Below are 17,416 nucleotides of genomic sequence, written 5' to 3'. Positions count from 1 at the left end.
TGATCAGATCCAAGAGCCTTTAAAATCAAGGCTCTGTGGATCCAATCCCTTGCAGCGTCAACGAGCCGTGATTTTCCAGGCGCGGTGAATCTTGGTGTTACGCGCGAAATCCGGATCAATGGTCTGCGCGCTGATTTCCTCAATCGCGTAACGCTCGGCCAGGTTCTCTTCCAACTGGAACTTGCGGAAGTTGTTGGAGAAATACAACACGCCGCCCGGCGCCAGGCGCGCCATGGCCAGGTCGATCAACTGCACCTGATCACGCTGCACGTCGAAAATGCCTTCCATGCGCTTGGAGTTGGAGAAGGTCGGCGGATCGATGAAGATCAGGTCGTACTCTTCGCGGCAACTTTCCAGCCACGCCATCACGTCGCCCTGCTCCAGACGGTTCTTGTCCGAGAAGCCGTTCAGCGACAGGTTGCGGCGCGCCCAGTCGAGGTAGGTTTTCGACAGGTCGACGCTGGTGGTGCTGCGCGCACCGCCCTTGGCCGCGTGCACGCTGGCGGTCGCGGTGTAGCAATACAGATTGAGGAAGCGCTTGCCGGCGGCTTCTTTCTGAATGCGCAGGCGCATCGCCCGGTGATCCAGGAACAGTCCGGTGTCGAGGTAGTCGGTGAGGTTGACCAGCAACTTGACGCCGCCCTCGGTCACTTCATTGAACTTGCCCTGCGCAGCCTGACGTTCGTACTGCTTGGTGCCACTCTGGCGCTCGCGGCGTTTGACCACCACGCGGCTCTTGTCGATGTTCAGCGCCTGCGGAATCGCTGCCAATGCATCGAACATGCGGATCGAAGCCTTTTGCGGGTCGATCGATTTCGGCGCGGCGTATTCCTGAACGTGCACCCAGTCGTGGTACAGGTCGATGGCCATCGCGTATTCCGGCATGTCCGCATCGTACACGCGGTAGCAATCGATGCCTTCGCGCTTGACCCACTTGCCCAGTGCCTTGAGGTTTTTCTGCAGACGGTTGGCAAACATCTGCCCGCCTTCGCTCAAGCGAGCCTGCTCGACCACCGGAGCCGGGGCTGGCGTTGGTTTGATCGGGTTGCCGTTCTTGTTGAACTTGCGTTCTTGTGGCTCGTCCGGCGTCTGGTCGTAAGCTGCTTGCTCACGCTCGACCTGACGCTGTTCCGGGGTGCGACGCTCGCCCGTGACGAATTGATCCGGAGTGACTTTGATCAGCAGCAGCTTGCACGGCAGTGCGCCGTTCCAGAACGAATACTGTTTGTGGCTGCGGATGCCCATGCGCTTGCCCAGATCCGGCGCACCGGTGAACACCGCCGCTTCCCAGTTCAGGCAGGCCTGACGCAGACGCTCGCCGAGGTTCTGGTAGAGATACAGCAGGCTGGCTTCGTCGCCCAGACGCTCGCCGTACGGCGGGTTGCAGATCACCAGACCTTTCTGGTTCTGATCCGGACGCGGCTCGAACGTCGCCACTTCGCCCTGGTAGATCTTGATCCACTCACTCAGGCCGGCACGTTCAACGTTGTTGCGGCCCGGTTGGATCAAGCGCGGGTCAGCTTCGTAACCACGAATCCACAGCGGCGGCTTGGCCAGACCGGCAGCCGCACGTTCGGTCGCCTCTTCGTGGAGCTTTTTCCACAGCGCCGGCACGTGGCCCAGCCATGCGGTGAAGCCCCACTGCTCACGACGCAGGTTCGGCGCCATATCGGCGGCGATCATCCCCGCTTCGACGAGGAACGTACCGACACCGCACATCGGGTCAGCCAGCGCGCCGCCATCGGCAGCAATGCGCGGCCAGCCGGAACGGATCAGGATTGCTGCCGCGAGGTTTTCCTTCAGCGGCGCTGCACCTTGCTGCAAGCGGTAGCCGCGCTGGTGCAGGCTGTGGCCGGATAGGTCGAGGGAGAGAATCGCTTCGCCGCGATCCAGACGCAGGTGAATGCGCAGATCCGGGTTGAGCTTGTCGATCGACGGACGGTCGCCCTGCGGGGTACGCAGTTTGTCGACGATGGCGTCCTTGACCTTCAAGGCGCCGAAGTGAGTGTTGTCGATGCCCGAGCCGTGGCCGCTGAATTCAACGGCCAGGGTGCCATCGCTGAGCATGTGGTCTTGCCACTCGACGTCGAGCACGCCGTGGTACAGGTCTTCAGCGTCCTTCATCGGGAAACGCTTGAGCACCAGCAACACGCGGTTGGCCAGGCGCGACCACAGGCACAGACGATAGGCGGTTTCCATGGTTGCCATGCCACGCACGGCGGAGGTGTGCTCGCGGGCTTCTTCAAGGCCAAGCCCGACGGCTTCCTCGATAAGCAGGCCTTCAAGACCTTTGGGGCAAGTGAGGAAGAGTTCGAATTGGTCGGACATGGTATTTCCAGAGCCTTTGGCTATGTGAACCGACAACGCATTGCCGATCCGGTTTTCAATCAGGCGCTTTTCTAAAAGAACGCCCGCGTGGCACGAAGGTGTGCCGTCCCATCCCTGCTGCTCGGGTTAAAAGAGCTTAGATGCAAGGACAGAGAAAAAAGTTGAAGCAACAAAATGACTCAAAACAACCCTTCGTCGAATAGTACCCCAGTGCAACCGTGGGTCATTCTCACTAAAGGATTAAGCCCATCATGCAGCGCGGTGCCGATCATACCGGGGTTTGCTCAATAAACATTGAACAAATACGCAGTTACTTATTGCCATAGCACCCTTTTCGTTACGTCCTTATGACAAAACGGTCATTCCATCGGTGTGACTCATTGGTTAGAACTGAGCACAGGTTGACGTCGCAACGGCGTCAACACCTTGGCTCGCCACGCCGGCAGCGAGCCGCCCCCGGCAGAGTTTTTCTGCCAGACCTCGGTTGAGGTCAACGCGACACATACAGTCAACAAGTGAGGGAAACACCCTATGAGAAGACTTAAGCGTGATCCGTTGGAAAGAGCATTTTTGCGCGGATATCAATATGGCGTTGGTGGCAAATCCCGTGAGCTTTGCCCATTTACTCTACCGTCGGTACGTCAAGCCTGGATTAACGGCTGGCGAGAAGGACGCGGCGACAACTGGGACGGTATGACCGGCACTGCGGGAATCCACAGACTCAACGAACTTCACGCCGTCGGCTGACACAGGGCATTTATTCCGACACGACAATCTGAATTTGCAACGCATTAACCACGCACGTCCCTCCCGGACGGCGGGCTACGGCCCAAGGGCTCCTTCGAGGAGCCCTTTTTTATGCCCGGTCGATTTGACTGACGCCCGCCTTTCGAATGTCTGCCGACCACCTCTGTAGGAGCTGCCGCAGGCTGCGATCTTTTGATCCTGTTTTTTTAAAATCAACATCAAGATCAAAAGATCGCAGCCTTCGGCAGCTCCTACATTGACCGGGACAGCCTGGGTTATTTGCGCAATGCGGCGATCGCATCCACCGATTCACGAATCAGCGCCGGGCCTTTATAGATGAAGCCCGAGTAAATCTGCACCAGACTGGCACCCGCAGTGATCTTCTCAGCAGCATGCTTGCCTTCAGTGATGCCGCCCGCTGCGATGATCGGCAAGCGCCCACCCAGCTCAGCCGCCAGTACTTTCACGGTGTGGGTGCTCTTGTCTCGCACCGGCGCACCGGACAGGCCGCCCGCCTCGTCACCATGCACCATGCCTTCAACACCAACCCGGCTCAGCGTGGTGTTGGTGGCAATCACCGCGTCCATCCCGGTTTCGATCAGCGCTTGCGCGACCTGCGCGGTTTCTTCGTCGGTCATGTCCGGGGCAATCTTGATCGCCAGCGGCACATGCTTGCCATGACGCAGCGCCAGTTCGGCGCGGCGCGTGGCCAGGTCCGCCAGCAACTGCTTGAGCGAATCGCCGAACTGCAAGCTGCGCAGGCCCGGGGTGTTCGGCGAGCTGACGTTGACGGTGATGTAACTGGCGTGGGCGTAGACCTTGTCCAGGCAGATCAGGTAATCGTCAACCGCGCGTTCAACCGGGGTATCGAAATTCTTGCCGATGTTGATGCCTAGCACGCCCTTGTATTTGGCCGCTGCGACCCGCGTCAGCAGGTTATCCACACCCAGATTGTTGAAGCCCATGCGATTGATGATCGCCTCGGCTTCCGGCAGGCGGAAAATCCGTGGTTTCGGGTTGCCGGGCTGCGGACGCGGGGTCACGGTGCCGATTTCGACAAAACCGAAACCCAACTGCGCGAAGCCGTCGATGGCCGCGCCGTTCTTGTCCAGACCCGCCGCCAGACCCACCGGGTTGGGGAACTCCAGGCCCATGACCGTCACCGGCAACTTCGCTGGCGCCTTGCACAGCAGACCGTTGAGGCCCAAACGTCCACCCGCGCCGATCAGATCCAGCGACAGATCGTGGGAGGTTTCCGGGGAAAGTTTGAACAACAGCTGACGGGCCAGGGTGTACATGGGCGGCGATGACTCGGGCGGCGAAAAGAGGCGGCGATTATAGCCGGGCATCGCCCCCCCGCGCGAGGCGCATGCGCAAATCGACGCGACTGGCATATGCCTTGCACCCTGCTTGCCATCAGCCCGCACGCCAATGGCGGCGTACAGGCAAGGACAATGGCGTCGTCATGGGGTTTTGCCTGCGCAAAATCGATGGCGGCGTTTTTTTTGAAGGCGGCTTTTGCAGGTGCATGCGATGAATGAACCCTCCGTCGGGCCGCTGGCCTGGGTCAACGGCAGCGATGCTCCGGAAAAGACTGCGATCAATCTTGGTTTCATGGCCCTGAGCGATTGCGCCTCGGTGGTGGTGGCCGCCACTCAGGGTTTCGCTCAGCCTTATGGCCTGACCCTGAACCTCAAGCGCCAGAGTTCGTGGGCCAACCTGCGCGACAAACTGGTCAGCGGCGAACTCGATGCCGCCCACAGCCTGTACGGTTTGATCTACGCCGTGCATTTGGGCATCGGCGGCATCGCATCTACCGATATGGCCGTGTTGATGGGCCTCAACCAAAACGGTCAGAGCCTCAACCTCTCCCACGGTCTGCAAGCCCTCGGTGTGAACAGTCCTGAAGCGCTGGATCGCCACGTGCACCAATCCCGCGCAAAATTGACCTTTGCCCAGACCTTCCCGACCGGCACGCACGCGATGTGGCTTTATTACTGGCTGGCGAGCCAAGGCATTCATCCGTTACAGGATGTCGACAGCGTGGTCGTGCCGCCGCCGCAAATGGTTGCGCACCTGCAAGCGGGACGAATCGACGGCTTTTGCGTCGGCGAACCGTGGGCCGCCAGCGCGGTACAGCAGGATCTCGGCTTTACGCTGGCCACCAGCCAGACGATCTGGCCCGATCACCCGGAAAAAGTCCTCGGCTGCACCCGCGCCTTCGTCGAGCAATACCCGAACACCGCGCGCGCGCTGGTGATGGCGATCCTCGAAGCCAGCCGATTTATCGAAGAAAGCCAGGAGAATCGCCGCAGCACCGCACAACTGCTGAGCGCCCCGGATTATCTCGATACGCCGGTTTCGTGCATCGAACCGCGCTTTCTCGGTGAGTACACCGACGGCCTCGGTCATCGCTGGCAGGATCCCCACGCCTTGCGCTTTCACGGCAACGGCGAAGTCAATCTGCCGTATCTCTCCGACGGTATGTGGTTCATGACCCAGTTCCGCCGCTGGGGCTTGCTGCGCGAAGACCCGGATTACCTCGCCGTGGCGCGTCAGGTTCAGCAATTGAGCCTCTATCGCGACGCGGCGACTGCTGTTGGCGTCACCGCGCGGGGCACGGACATGCGAAGCAGTCAGTTGCTCGACGGCAAAATCTGGGATGGCAGTGATCCGGCCGGTTACGCGCGCAGTTTCAAGCTGCACGCCCTGAGCGACGATGCTCCCCTTCTCGCCCGCCGCTGACAGGAGACCGCCAACATGCTGCGCATTCTGCTGATCAACGACACGGCGAAAAAAGTCGGACGCCTGAAAGCGGCGCTGACCGAGGCCGGTTTTGAGGTGATTGACGAGTCTGGCCTGACCATCGACCTGCCCGCACGCGTCGAAACGGTGCGCCCGGACGTCATCCTGATCGATACCGAGTCACCGAGCCGCGATGTAATGGAGCAAGTGGTGCTGGTCAGCCGCGATCAGCCACGCCCCATCGTGATGTTTACCGACGAGCATGACCCCGGCGTGATGCGTCAGGCGATAAAGTCCGGGGTCAGTGCCTACATCGTTGAAGGCATTCACGCACAACGTTTACAGCCGATTCTCGATGTGGCCATGGCGCGGTTCGAGAGTGATCAGGCGTTGCGTGCGCAGCTGCACGCCCGCGACCAGCAGCTGGCTGAGCGCAAACGCATCGAACTGGCCAAAGGCTTGTTGATGAAGATGAAGGACTGCAATGAGGAAGAGGCCTACACCCTGATGCGGCGCCAGGCCATGAGCCGCCAGCAGAAGCTGATTCAGGTGGCGGAGCAGATTATTGCGATGAGTGAATTGCTCGGCTGAATAACCAGCAAGATCAAAAGATCGCAGCCTTCGGCAGCTCCTACAAGAGTTAGATGCTCCCCCTGTAGGAGCTTTCGAGTGCAACGAGGCAGCGATCTTTAAGCCTTGGCACAAATCTCGCTACACATTCCACACAGGTAACCAACGGCGGTTGCCCCACCTACGACAAAGACGTCGCTGACCCGCTCGCCCCACCCGGCGAATCAGGTAGCGGCGTTTTTGCGTTTTTGGCCCCACAGCCCGGGGCCGGTGGTGCGGCCGTGGCGGCGCCCCACTTTGCTGACTCATGACTCCTTCTCGAGACTCTTTACAGCTGAGGTGCGCGATGAATAAAAGCTTCTGGAAATCCGGCCATACCCCGACCTTGTTCGCGGCCTTCCTCTACTTCGACCTGAGTTTCATGGTCTGGTACCTGCTCGGCCCGCTGGCGGTGCAGATCGCGGCCGACCTGCACCTGACCACGCAGCAGCGCGGGCTCGTGGTCGCCACGCCAATCCTTGCCGGCGCCGTGCTGCGCTTCGCGATGGGCATGCTGGCGGATCGGCTGTCACCGAAAACCGCCGGGCTGATCGGCCAGGTCATTGTCATCTGCGCGCTGTTCGGCGCCTGGAAACTCGGTATTCACAGTTACGAACAGGCGCTGATCCTCGGTCTGTTCCTCGGCATGGCCGGCGCGTCGTTCGCCGTGGCGCTGCCGCTGGCGTCGCAATGGTACCCGCCTGAGCACCAGGGCAAAGCCATGGGCATTGCCGGCGCGGGCAACTCCGGCACCGTGTTCGCTGCACTGCTCGCGCCGGTACTGGCCGCCTCCTTCGGCTGGAGCAACGTCTTCGGCTTCGCAGTGATTCCATTGATCCTCACGCTGGTGCTGTTCGCCTGGATGGCAAAAAACGCCCCGCAACGTCCGAAAGCCAAGTCCATGGCCGACTACTTCAAAGCCCTTGGTGACCGCGACAGTTGGTGGTTCATGTTTTTCTACAGCGTCACCTTCGGCGGCTTCATCGGCCTGGCCAGCGCCCTGCCCGGCTACTTCAACGATCAATACGGCTTGAGCCCGGTCACCGCCGGTTACTACACCGCTGCCTGCGTATTCGGTGGCAGCCTGATGCGGCCATTGGGGGGCGCACTGGCGGATCGCTTCGGCGGCATTCGCACCTTGCTGGCGATGTACACGGTGGCGGCTATCTGTATCGCAGCGGTCGGCTTCAATCTGCCGAGTTCCTACGCGGCGCTGGCACTTTTCGTCTGCACCATGCTCGGTTTGGGGGCAGGCAACGGGGCAGTTTTCCAACTGGTGCCGCAGCGCTTTCGTCTTGAGATTGGTGTGATGACCGGGCTGATCGGCATGGCTGGCGGCATCGGCGGTTTCGCGCTGGCGGCAGGCATGGGCGCGATCAAACAGAGCACCGGCAGTTATCAACTGGCCCTGTGGTTGTTCGCCAGCCTTGGCGTGCTGGCGTGGTTTGGCCTGCACGGCGTCAAGCGGCGCTGGAGAACCACCTGGGGTTCGGCGGCCGTGACTGCGGCTCGAGTCTGAGACCTGAATGGCCCTGCAACTGAGTTTCGCCGAAGCCAGCGCCACCGGCCCGCGCGCGGAGAATCAGGACGCCCTGCGTCTGGTCACGCCCGCCCCGGCGCTGGCGGCTAGCAAGGGTTACCTGTTCGCCATCGCTGACGGTGTCAGCCAGTGCGCCGACGGTGGACTGGCGGCGCGCTCGACCTTGCAGGCGCTGGCCCTCGACTACTACGCCACCCCGGAAACCTGGAGCGTGGCCCAGGCACTGGATCGCCTGCTGCTGGCGCAAAATCGCTGGTTGCAGGCCAATGGCGGTGGGCAACCGTTGCTCACCACTGTCAGCGCTTTGGTCATGCGCGGTAGGCGCTTTACCCTGGCCCACGTAGGCGATTGCCGGGTCTATCGCTGGCATGCCGACAGCTTGCAGCGGATATCCAACGATCATGTCTGGGAGCAGCCGGGCATGCAGCACGTGCTCAAGCGTGCGTTAGGGCTTGATCAGCATCTGGTGCTGGATTTTCTCGACGGCGAATTACGCACAGGCGAGTGTTTCGTGCTGCTCAGCGACGGCGTGTGGTCGACGTTGGGCGATACCGCCATTGCAACGATCCTGCGCGACCAGCCGGATCTGCAAAGCGCGGCAAACACTCTGGTGAACGCCGCGCATCTGGCCGGCAGTCAGGACAACGCCAGCGCCTTGCTGGTGCGGGTAGATGCCGTCGGTGAAGCGAACATCGGCGATGCGCTGATGCATCTTCAGCAGTGGCCGCTGCCCCCGCCGCTGAAATCCGGTCAGTCTTTCGAAGGCTGGCAGGTGCAAGAGGTTGTCAGCCAGAGTCAGCAATCACTGCTCTATCGCGTGCACGACGACCAAGGTCAGCCATGGTTGCTGAAAACCCTGCCCGCACGACTGGCAGATGATCCACAGACCGGGCAAGCGCTTCTTTCGGAGGAATGGTTTCTGAAGCGCGTGGCCGGTCGGCATTTTCCTGAAGTCCATGCGTGCCTTCAGCGTCAGCATTTGTACTACGTGATGCGGGAATATTCGGGGACGACCCTGGCGCAGCTTTTCCAGCGAAGCGGGCCGTTACCATTGGCAAAGTGGCATGAACTGGCTGAGCGACTGCTGCGTGCGGTGGGCTTGCTGCATCGGCGGCAGATTCTGCACCGGGATATCAAACCGGAGAACCTGCTGCTTGGTGACGATGGTGAGTTGCGCCTGCTGGATTTTGGTCTGGCCTACTGTCCTGGCCTGTCCGAAGACGCTGTTTCGACATTGCCGGGAACTCCAAGCTTTATCGCCCCGGAAGCCTTTCGCGGTGACCCGCCCGGCGCACAACAGGATCTGTATGCGCTGGGCGTGACACTGTATTTCCTGCTCACGGGGCATTTTCCCTATGGCGAGATCGAAGCCTTTCAACGGCCGCGATTTGGCTTGCCGGTCAGTGCCAGTCGCTACCGCCCCGATCTGCCGGAGTGGCTGGCGCAGAGCCTGGAGCGCGGCGTTGCTGCCGATCCGCAACAGCGTTTTGAAACGGCAGAAGAATGGTTGCTGGTGCTGGAACAAGGCGAGCGGCGCAGTTTGAGCGTACGCCCCAGGCCACTGCTGGAGCGTGAGCCGGTAAAGGTCTGGCGGACGATGGCGCTGGTGGCATTGCTGGGGAATCTGGTGCTGCTGGTTTTGTTGTTCCATCAGCCTTGAAAAGATCGCAGCCTTCGGCAGCGCCTAAAGGATGTGCACGATTCCCCTTTAGGCGCTGCCGAAGGCTGCGATCTTTTGACTTTGCGCCTCAAAATCGCGCAACACGCCTCCAGACAGTGCAGAAAAATTCCATTCCTGCCAGTAAAGCCCTGTAATCAAGGGATTGGGCGTACTTGGCACAACCACTGCATTAGACCTTTCAACACACACATAAAGCCCAACCTTCAACGACGAAGGTTGTGCTCCCCGAGAGAACGGGACCAGGACAAAGGCGTCCTCGCTAGGCAACTAGCGGGACGCCTTTTTTTGTTTGCGCAAAATTTCTCGAGCAAGGCCTGAAGCCCACAAGAGGCCAGCCGCAGCTCCCCGGAGAACCTGATGAAAAAACTCAAACTGGTGATGATCGGCAACGGCATGGCCGGAGTCCGCACCCTCGAAGAACTGCTCAAGCTGAGCAACGAGCTGTACGACATCACGGTCTTCGGCGCCGAGCCGCATACCAATTACAACCGCATCCTGTTGTCGCCGGTGCTGGCCGGTGAGCAAACCTTCGAAGAGATCGTGCTCAACGACCTCGACTGGTACCTGGAAAACAACATCAAGCTGCTGCTCAACCGCAAAGTGGTGGAAATCGACCGGGTCAAGCGCCGGGTGATTGCCGAGGACGGCACTGAAGCCGAGTACGACCGCCTGCTGATCGCCACCGGCTCGACGCCGTTCATTCTGCCAATTCCTGGCAATACCTTGCACGGTGTGATCGGCTACCGCGACATTGCCGACACCCAGGCAATGATCGACACCGCCAAAACCCACAAGCACGCCGTCGTGATCGGCGGTGGCCTGCTCGGCCTCGAAGCTGCCAACGGCCTGATGCTGCGCGGCATGCACGTCACCGTCGTGCATCTCGGTGAGTGGTTGCTGGAGCGGCAACTGGACAAGACCAGCGGCCAACTCCTGCAAAGCGCTCTGGAATCCCGTGGCCTGCATTTCCGTCTGTGCGAACAAACCCAGGCCCTGCACGACGCCGGTAACGGTCGGGTCGGCTCGGTGCAATTCAAGAACGGCGACATCATCCCTGCCGATCTGGTGGTCATGGCCGCTGGCATCCGCCCCAACACCGAACTCGCGGAAAAGGCCGGCATTCCGTGCAATCGCGGCATTCTGGTCAACGACACCCTGCAAACCTATGACCCGCGCATCTATGCCATCGGCGAATGCGCCAGCCATCGCGGCATCGCTTATGGGCTCGTCGCACCGTTGTTCGAACAGGCCAAGGTCTGCGCCAACCACCTCGCGCAATTGGGTTTCGCCCGCTATCAGGGCTCGGTTACATCGACCAAATTGAAAGTCACCGGCATCGACCTGTTTTCCGCCGGCGACTTCATGGGCGGCGAAGGCACCGAAACCATCACCCTTTCTGATCCGATCGGCGGGGTGTACAAAAAACTGGTGATCAAGGATGACGTTTTGGTTGGCGCCTGTCTGTACGGCGATACGGCAGATGGCGGTTGGTATTTCCGACAGATTCGTGAGAATCACGCCATCGGCGAGATCCGCGATCACCTGATGTTTGGCGAAAACGCCCTCGGTGACGTAGGACATCAGGGCCAGGACAAAGCCATGGTCATGGCCGACACCGCCGAAGTCTGCGGCTGCAACGGCGTGTGCAAAGGCACCATCGTCAAAGCCATTCAGGAACACGGCCTGTTCAGCGTCGATGACGTGAAGAAACACACCAAAGCGGCCAGTTCCTGTGGCTCCTGCGCGGGGCTGGTCGAGCAGATCCTGATCAACACCGTCGGCGGTGCGGCAGACGTCAAACCGAAAAGCGAAAAAGCCATCTGCGGTTGCAGCGACCTCAATCACGGCCAGATCCGCCAGGCGATCCGCGAGCAACATCTACTGACCATCACCGGCACCATGAGTTACCTCAACTGGCGCACGCCAAACGGCTGCGCGACATGCCGCCCGGCGCTCAACTACTACCTGATTTCCACCTGGCCGGGCGAGGCCAGGGACGATCCGCAATCGCGCCTGATCAACGAGCGCGCCCACGCCAATATCCAGAAGGATGGCACTTACTCGGTGGTACCACGGATGTGGGGCGGTGTGACCAACCCTTCGGAATTGCGCCGAATTGCCGACGTCGCCGACAAGTACAACGTGCCGATGGTCAAGGTCACCGGCGGTCAACGCATCGACCTGCTGGGCATCAAGAAACAGGATTTGCCCGGCGTCTGGAAGGATCTCGACATGCCCTCCGGCCACGCCTACGGCAAATCGATTCGCACGGTGAAAACCTGTGTCGGCAGCGAGTTCTGCCGCTTCGGCACGCAGAATTCGACGCAACTGGGCATCGAGCTTGAACATGACCTGTTCAATATGTGGTCGCCGCACAAAGTCAAACTGGCTGTCTCCGGTTGCCCACGCAACTGCTCGGAAGCGGGGATCAAAGACGTAGGAATCATCGGCGTCGATTCCGGATGGGAGATGTACATCGGTGGCAACGGCGGGATCAAAACGGAAGTCGCCGAATTCTTCGTCAAGCTGAAAACCGCCGAAGAAGTTCGCGAGTACAACGGCGCGTTCCTGCAGCTCTATCGCGAAGAAGCCTTTTACCTCGAGCGCACCGTGCACTACCTGCAACGGGTCGGCATGGAGCACATCAAGAAAGCCGTGCTTGAAGACCCCGAGCGTCGCAAAGCGTTGAACGAGCGCCTGCAATTCTCCCTGTCGTTTGAGCAGGATCCGTGGAAGGAGCGACTGGCGCAGCCGCAATTGAAGAAAGAATTTGACGTGATCCCTGTGAAAAACCTGGAGGTGCCGGCATGAACTGGCTCGATATCTGTGCCCTGGAAGAGATCAATACCCTCGGTTCGCGGATCATTGCCGGTCCCAAAGGTGACATCGCGATTTTTCGTACAAGTGACGACGAAGTATTCGCCCTCGACGACCGCTGCCCGCACAAGGGCGGCCCGCTGTCACAAGGTTTGATTTACGGCAAACGTGTGGCCTGCCCGCTGCACAACTGGCAGATCGACCTGCAATCCGGTGAAGCCCAGGCGCCTGATATCGGATGCGCCCACCATCACGCGGCGCGGGTTGAAAATGGCCGGGTGCAATTGGCCCTGCGGGACGCTATCTGATGAACCGCCAGACGACCGCCTCGACCTGCTGTTATTGCGGGGTCGGCTGCGGCGTACTGATCGAGCATGACGGCGAGCGCATCCTCGGCGTCAGTGGCGATCCGACGCATCCGGCCAACTTCGGCAAACTCTGCAGCAAAGGCTCGACCCTGCACCTGACCGGCGACCTCGCAGCCCGAGCGTTATACCCAGAACTGCGCCTGGGCAAAGGTCTGGCGCGCAGCCGCGCCGATTGGGACACGGCGCTGGACCATGCTGCCAATGTGTTCGCCGAGACCATCGCCGAGCACGGCCCGGACAGCGTCGCGTTCTACATTTCCGGACAGCTGCTGACCGAGGATTATTACGCCTTCAACAAACTGGCGCGGGCGCTGGTCGGCACCAACAACATCGACAGCAATTCACGCCTGTGCATGTCTTCGGCCGTGGTCGGCTACAAACGAAGTCTCGGCGCCGATGCACCGCCATGCAGCTATGAAGATCTGGAGCTCAGTGATTGCGTGATGATCGTCGGCAGTAACATGGCCTATGCCCATCCGGTACTTTTTCGTCGGCTCGAAGAGGCTAAATCGCGCCGTCCGCAGATGAAAGTCATCGTCATCGACCCACGGCGCACCGACACCTGCGATCTGGCCGATCTACATCTGGCGATTCTGCCTGGCACCGATGTCGCTCTGTTCCATGGGATTTTGCACCTGCTGTTGTGGGAAGAGTGGATCGACCGCGACTTCATCAACACCCACACCGAAGGTCTGGCCGAGCTGAAAAGCCTGGTACGTGATTACACGCCACAGATGGTGTCGCAGCTGTGCGGGATCAGCGTCGAGCAACTGCAGCAATGCGCTGAATGGGTGGGCACTGCGCCGAGTTTTCTGTCGCTGTGGTGCATGGGCTTGAACCAGTCCACCGCCGGCAGCGCAAAAAACAGCGCACTGATCAACCTGCACCTGGCTACCGGGCAAATCGGTCGTCCGGGGGCAGGACCTTTCTCTCTCACCGGTCAGCCAAATGCCATGGGCGGGCGGGAAACCGGAAGTTTGTCCAATCTGCTCCCCGGCCATCGCGATGCCGCCAACCCCGAGCACCGTGCTGAAGTCGCGGCTTACTGGGGCGTCGATCGGTTGCCGGAAAACACCGGGCTCAGTGCTATCGAACTGTTCGAACAGGTGCGTAGCGGCAAGATAAAGGCGTTGTGGATAGCCTGCACCAACCCCGCGCAATCGATGCCGGATCAAAACTCGGTGCGCGCGGCACTGCAGGCGTGTCCGTTCGTGGTATTGCAGGAAGCCTTCCGCACCACCGAAACAGCTGAATTCGCCGACCTGTTATTGCCCGCCGCCAGTTGGGGCGAGAAGGAAGGTTCGGTGACCAATTCCGAGCGACGCATTTCCCACGTACGCAAAGCCATTCTCGCACCGGGTGAAGCGCGGCCAGACTGGGCAATTACGGTGGATTTCGCACAGCGTCTGGAGAAACGTCTGCGCCCGCAGCACCCGAGCCTGTTTGCTTTCGATCAGCCTTCGCAGCTGTTTAATGAGTTCAAATTGCTCACCCGCGGGTGTGATCTGGATCTGTCCGGGATCAGTCATGCGTTGATCGACCAGATCGGGCCGCAGCAATGGCCCTTCCCCGCTGGCGCCCGGCAAGGAACAGCGCGGTTGTACAGCGACGGGATTTTTCCTACCGCTAATGGCCGCGCGCAGTTCATTGCCGAGCCTTACCGCGCCGCCAAGGAGCAGCGTGATGCGCGCTTCCCGCTGACGCTGATCACCGGCCGCCTGCGCGATCAATGGCACGGCATGAGCCGCACCGGCACGGCGGCGCAACTGTTCGGGCATGTCAGCGAAGCGGTATTGAGCCTGCACCCGGACGAACTGCGCCGGCACCGTTTGCAGCCGGGCGATCTGGTCAATCTTAAAAGTCGTCGAGGCGCCGTGATCGTTGCGGTTGGCAGCGATGACAGCGTGCGTCCGGGCCAGGCTTTTTTGCCGATGCACTGGGGCGATCGTTTTCTCAAGGGTGGCGTGAACAGCGTGACGCTGCCGGCCTTCGACCCTTTGTCCAAACAGCCTGAACTCAAGCACAGCGGTGTGCGTTTGGAGTCGGTCAATCTGCCGTGGCAACTCTTCGCACTGATCGAAGGTGATGTTCAACGGCACTTCGAGACGCTACGACCACTGTGCGAGGCGTTTTCCTACGTGAGTCTGAGTCTCGTCGGACGTGAACGCCCGGCATTGCTGATACGCGCTGCCAGCGGCGCGGCACCGGACCCGCAGTTGCTTGGCGAGATCGACGAATGTCTGTCGCTGATCGATGGCCCCGTACTGGCCTATGACGACCCGCGCCGCGCCATCGGCAAGCGTGTACGCATTGAAAACGGCCGGATCACCGCCATTCGCCTGGCTGGCGAAACCCTCGCGCAACACTGGCTGCAAGGTTTGTGGCTGGAAGGTCGCGCGGATGAACAACTGCGACGCTGGCTGCTGGCGCCAATGAGCGCGCCGCCGGGCAACGCCGGGGCGCAAGTCAGTCGCGATAAAACCTTGTGCAACTGCAACAACGTCAGCCTCAACGCAGTCTGCGCCGGTATTGGCCAAGGACTTGACCTGCAGGGTTTGAAAAATCAACTGGGATGCGGCACGCAATGCGGCTCGTGCATCCCGGAGATAAAGCGCTTGCTGGCCGCCAACGTGCAGCCGGTTGCCGTCATTTGATGAGGGAAGACACCATGAATGCGAAAGTCTGGTTGGTGGGCGCTGGCCCTGGTGATCCGGAACTGTTGACCCTCAAAGCCGTGCGCGCCTTGCGTGAAGCCGATGTGGTGATGATCGATGACCTGGTCAACGACGCCGTGCTGGAACACTGCCCCGCCGCGCGAATCATTGCGGTGGGCAAGCGCGGTGGCTGCCGCTCGACGCCGCAGGCCTTCATCCATCGTCTGATGCTGCGCTACGCCCGTCACGGCAAATGTGTGGTGCGGCTCAAGGGCGGCGATCCGTGCATCTTCGGTCGTGGCGGTGAAGAGGCTCAGTGGTTACGCGAGCGTGGCGTCGAGGTCGAGTTGGTCAACGGCATCACTGCCGGGCTGGCCGGTGCGACGCAGTGCGATATCCCCCTGACCCTGCGCGGTGTCGCGCGCGGCGTGACGCTGGTGACTGCGCATACGCAGGATGACAGCCAATTGAATTGGCAGGCACTGGCGCAAGGCGGGACGACGCTGGTGATCTACATGGGTGTGGCCAAGCTTGGCGAGATTCGTGAGCAATTGTTGGCGGGGGGAATGGCGAAGGATACGCCGGTAGCGATGATCGAAAACGCCTCATTGCCACATCAGCGCGAGTGCCGCAGTGATCTGATGGCGATGGAGTTGGATGCCTCTGCGTTTGAGCTGAAAAGTCCGGCCATCCTGGTGATTGGTGCTGTTGCTGCTGTTGCTGCTGTTGCGCAAGATCAACAGATCGCAGCCTTCGGCAGCTCCAACATTGGGAGTGCTTGCGCCTTGTAAGCGCTGGCGCTTTACCAAATCGCAGACAAAGAAAAGCCCGGCATAAGCCGGGCTTTTCTCGGAGCGGCAGCTAATTACTTAGCTTGAGCTTCAACCTGCGCTTCTACGCGACGGTTTACAGCGCGGCCAGCTTCAGTTTTGTTGTCAGCAACTGGGCGGGATTCGCCGTAGCCAACAGACTGAACGCGGGACGATTCAACACCGTACTGGTTGGTCAGAACTTGCTTAACGGCGTTTGCACGACGCTCGGACAGTTTCTGGTTGTAAGCGTCAGGACCGACGGAGTCAGTGTGACCTTCAACAGTAGTGGTGGTGGATGGGTACTGCTTCATGAAGTCAGCCAGGTTTTTGATATCGCCGTAGCTGTTGGTTTTAACAACAGATTTGTCGAAGTCAAATTTAACGTCCAGCTCAACACGAACAACTTCAGCAACTGCCGGGCAGCCATCAGCGTCAACAGTTACGTTGGCTGGGGTGTCTGGGCACTTGTCAACGTTGTCGCAAACGCCATCGTTGTCGCTGTCGGAGCAGACTTCAGCTGGTGCTGGAACTGGAGCAGCAGCAGGCTTGGAGCCGCCACCGAAGTTCACACCGATACCGACGCTTGGAGCCCACTCGGTGTCGCCTTGGTCGATGTTGTACTGAGCTTCAACGCCAGCACGGGCGTAGAAGTTGTCAGTGAAGTACAGCTTGGCACCGCCGCCAACGTTGGCGAAGGTGGAACGGTTACGACCGTTCGAACCGTTCTGGTCGATGCTCTGGTCAGAGAAACCGGCCGAAACGTACGGACGCAGCATGTCGCCCGGGTTGTTGAAGTGGTACAGAGCGTCCAGAGCGGTGTTAGCGCCTTTTACGTTCTTGCCGTCGTCGGCACGTACGTTGTGCACTTCGTCGTAGCCCAGACGCAGTTCAACGTCGTCGGTCAGGAAGTAACCGATCGAGCCGCCGAACAGGTTGCCGTTGTTCTTGAAGTTACGAGCGCTGTCGAATTGTTCTTTCTTAGCGAAGCCTTCGATTTCAACTGCGCCTTGGCCTTGTGCCAGAGCGCCGAACGAAGTGGCAGCAATAAGAGAACCAATGGCCAAGCCCAAGGTGTTTTTCAGTTTCATCCGTTAAATCCCCATCTGGTGATTGTG

General features: G+C 60.2%; 12 protein-coding genes. 9 read left to right on the top strand and 3 right to left on the bottom strand.

What is annotated here, in order from left to right:
- Window positions 1-57: 57 nt before the first annotated feature.
- Window positions 58-2,328, bottom strand: a complete 2,271-nt coding sequence (rlmKL, locus tag AB4P97_RS04730) for a bifunctional 23S rRNA (guanine(2069)-N(7))-methyltransferase RlmK/23S rRNA (guanine(2445)-N(2))-methyltransferase RlmL (RefSeq protein WP_042558510.1) — start codon at window positions 2,326-2,328, stop codon at window positions 58-60.
- Window positions 2,329-2,859: 531 nt separating this feature from the next.
- Here rlmKL and rmf point away from each other — a divergent pair.
- Entirely contained in the window at window positions 2,860-3,075 is a 216-nt protein-coding gene (gene rmf / locus AB4P97_RS04725; RefSeq protein WP_003223300.1) for a ribosome modulation factor, read from the top strand.
- Between the two features lie 275 nt (window positions 3,076-3,350).
- On the opposite strand, the gene AB4P97_RS04720 is transcribed toward rmf, so the two are convergent.
- Complete coding sequence (locus AB4P97_RS04720) at window positions 3,351-4,373, bottom strand: quinone-dependent dihydroorotate dehydrogenase (protein WP_042558509.1); 1,023 nt, start codon at window positions 4,371-4,373, stop codon at window positions 3,351-3,353.
- A gap of 235 nt (window positions 4,374-4,608) precedes the next feature.
- On the opposite strand from AB4P97_RS04720, the gene AB4P97_RS04715 reads away from it, so the two are divergent.
- The 8 genes from AB4P97_RS04715 (at window position 4,609) to cobA (ending at window position 16,280) form a co-directional block, all read left to right on the top strand.
- Entirely contained in the window at window positions 4,609-5,820 is a 1,212-nt protein-coding gene (locus AB4P97_RS04715) for a CmpA/NrtA family ABC transporter substrate-binding protein (protein WP_395602114.1), read from the top strand.
- A 15-nt stretch (window positions 5,821-5,835) separates the two neighbouring features.
- On the top strand, window positions 5,836-6,411 hold the full coding sequence (locus tag AB4P97_RS04710) for an ANTAR domain-containing response regulator (RefSeq protein WP_042558507.1): 576 nt from the start codon (window positions 5,836-5,838) through the stop codon (window positions 6,409-6,411).
- Window positions 6,412-6,736: 325 nt separating this feature from the next.
- On the top strand, window positions 6,737-7,948 hold the full coding sequence (locus AB4P97_RS04705) for a NarK/NasA family nitrate transporter (protein WP_042558506.1): 1,212 nt from the start codon (window positions 6,737-6,739) through the stop codon (window positions 7,946-7,948).
- Between the two features lie 7 nt (window positions 7,949-7,955).
- Window positions 7,956-9,629, top strand: coding sequence for a protein kinase (locus tag AB4P97_RS04700; RefSeq protein ID WP_395602113.1), 1,674 nt, complete (start codon window positions 7,956-7,958; stop codon window positions 9,627-9,629).
- A gap of 378 nt (window positions 9,630-10,007) precedes the next feature.
- Window positions 10,008-12,461 carry a nitrite reductase large subunit NirB gene (gene nirB, locus AB4P97_RS04695; RefSeq protein ID WP_395602112.1) on the top strand — a complete coding sequence of 818 codons (2,454 nt, stop codon included), beginning with the start codon at window positions 10,008-10,010 and terminating at the stop codon, window positions 12,459-12,461.
- A complete protein-coding gene (nirD, locus tag AB4P97_RS04690) occupies window positions 12,458-12,775 on the top strand; it encodes a nitrite reductase small subunit NirD (protein ID WP_042558503.1) in 318 nt (105 codons plus the stop codon). The genes nirB and nirD overlap by 4 nt, the downstream gene beginning before the upstream one ends.
- Window positions 12,775-15,489, top strand: a complete 2,715-nt coding sequence (locus AB4P97_RS04685) for a molybdopterin-dependent oxidoreductase (RefSeq protein WP_395602111.1) — start codon at window positions 12,775-12,777, stop codon at window positions 15,487-15,489. Before nirD ends, AB4P97_RS04685 begins: the two co-directional genes overlap by 1 nt.
- Window positions 15,490-15,503: 14 nt before the next feature.
- Window positions 15,504-16,280: a uroporphyrinogen-III C-methyltransferase gene (gene cobA / locus AB4P97_RS04680; protein WP_395602110.1), complete on the top strand. Its 777-nt coding sequence runs from the start codon at window positions 15,504-15,506 to the stop codon at window positions 16,278-16,280.
- A gap of 74 nt (window positions 16,281-16,354) precedes the next feature.
- On the opposite strand, the gene AB4P97_RS04675 is transcribed toward cobA, so the two are convergent.
- Entirely contained in the window at window positions 16,355-17,389 is a 1,035-nt protein-coding gene (locus tag AB4P97_RS04675) for an OmpA family protein (RefSeq protein ID WP_042558500.1), read from the bottom strand.
- Between the last annotated feature and the right edge of the window lie 27 nt (window positions 17,390-17,416).

Origin of the sequence: Pseudomonas sp. A1230 (genome assembly GCF_044218825.1) — a bacterium.
Classification (GTDB): Bacteria; Pseudomonadota; Gammaproteobacteria; order Pseudomonadales; family Pseudomonadaceae; genus Aquipseudomonas; species Aquipseudomonas iridis.
This window is presented reverse-complemented; position numbering and strand designations above follow the sequence as displayed.

What these genes read in the sequence shown, in the direction of transcription:
- rlmKL (WP_042558510.1), bottom strand. Translation starts at nt 2,328, where the DNA reads ATGTCCGACCAATTCGAACTCTTCCTCACTTGCCCCAAAGGTCTTGAA.
- rmf (WP_003223300.1), top strand. Translation starts at nt 2,860, where the DNA reads ATGAGAAGACTTAAGCGTGATCCGTTGGAAAGAGCATTTTTGCGCGGA.
- AB4P97_RS04720 (WP_042558509.1), bottom strand. Translation starts at nt 4,373, where the DNA reads ATGTACACCCTGGCCCGTCAGCTGTTGTTCAAACTTTCCCCGGAAACC.
- AB4P97_RS04715 (WP_395602114.1), top strand. Translation starts at nt 4,609, where the DNA reads ATGAATGAACCCTCCGTCGGGCCGCTGGCCTGGGTCAACGGCAGCGAT.
- AB4P97_RS04710 (WP_042558507.1), top strand. Translation starts at nt 5,836, where the DNA reads ATGCTGCGCATTCTGCTGATCAACGACACGGCGAAAAAAGTCGGACGC.
- AB4P97_RS04705 (WP_042558506.1), top strand. Translation starts at nt 6,737, where the DNA reads ATGAATAAAAGCTTCTGGAAATCCGGCCATACCCCGACCTTGTTCGCG.
- AB4P97_RS04700 (WP_395602113.1), top strand. Translation starts at nt 7,956, where the DNA reads ATGGCCCTGCAACTGAGTTTCGCCGAAGCCAGCGCCACCGGCCCGCGC.
- nirB (WP_395602112.1), top strand. Translation starts at nt 10,008, where the DNA reads ATGAAAAAACTCAAACTGGTGATGATCGGCAACGGCATGGCCGGAGTC.
- nirD (WP_042558503.1), top strand. Translation starts at nt 12,458, where the DNA reads ATGAACTGGCTCGATATCTGTGCCCTGGAAGAGATCAATACCCTCGGT.
- AB4P97_RS04685 (WP_395602111.1), top strand. Translation starts at nt 12,775, where the DNA reads ATGAACCGCCAGACGACCGCCTCGACCTGCTGTTATTGCGGGGTCGGC.
- cobA (WP_395602110.1), top strand. Translation starts at nt 15,504, where the DNA reads ATGAATGCGAAAGTCTGGTTGGTGGGCGCTGGCCCTGGTGATCCGGAA.
- AB4P97_RS04675 (WP_042558500.1), bottom strand. Translation starts at nt 17,389, where the DNA reads ATGAAACTGAAAAACACCTTGGGCTTGGCCATTGGTTCTCTTATTGCT.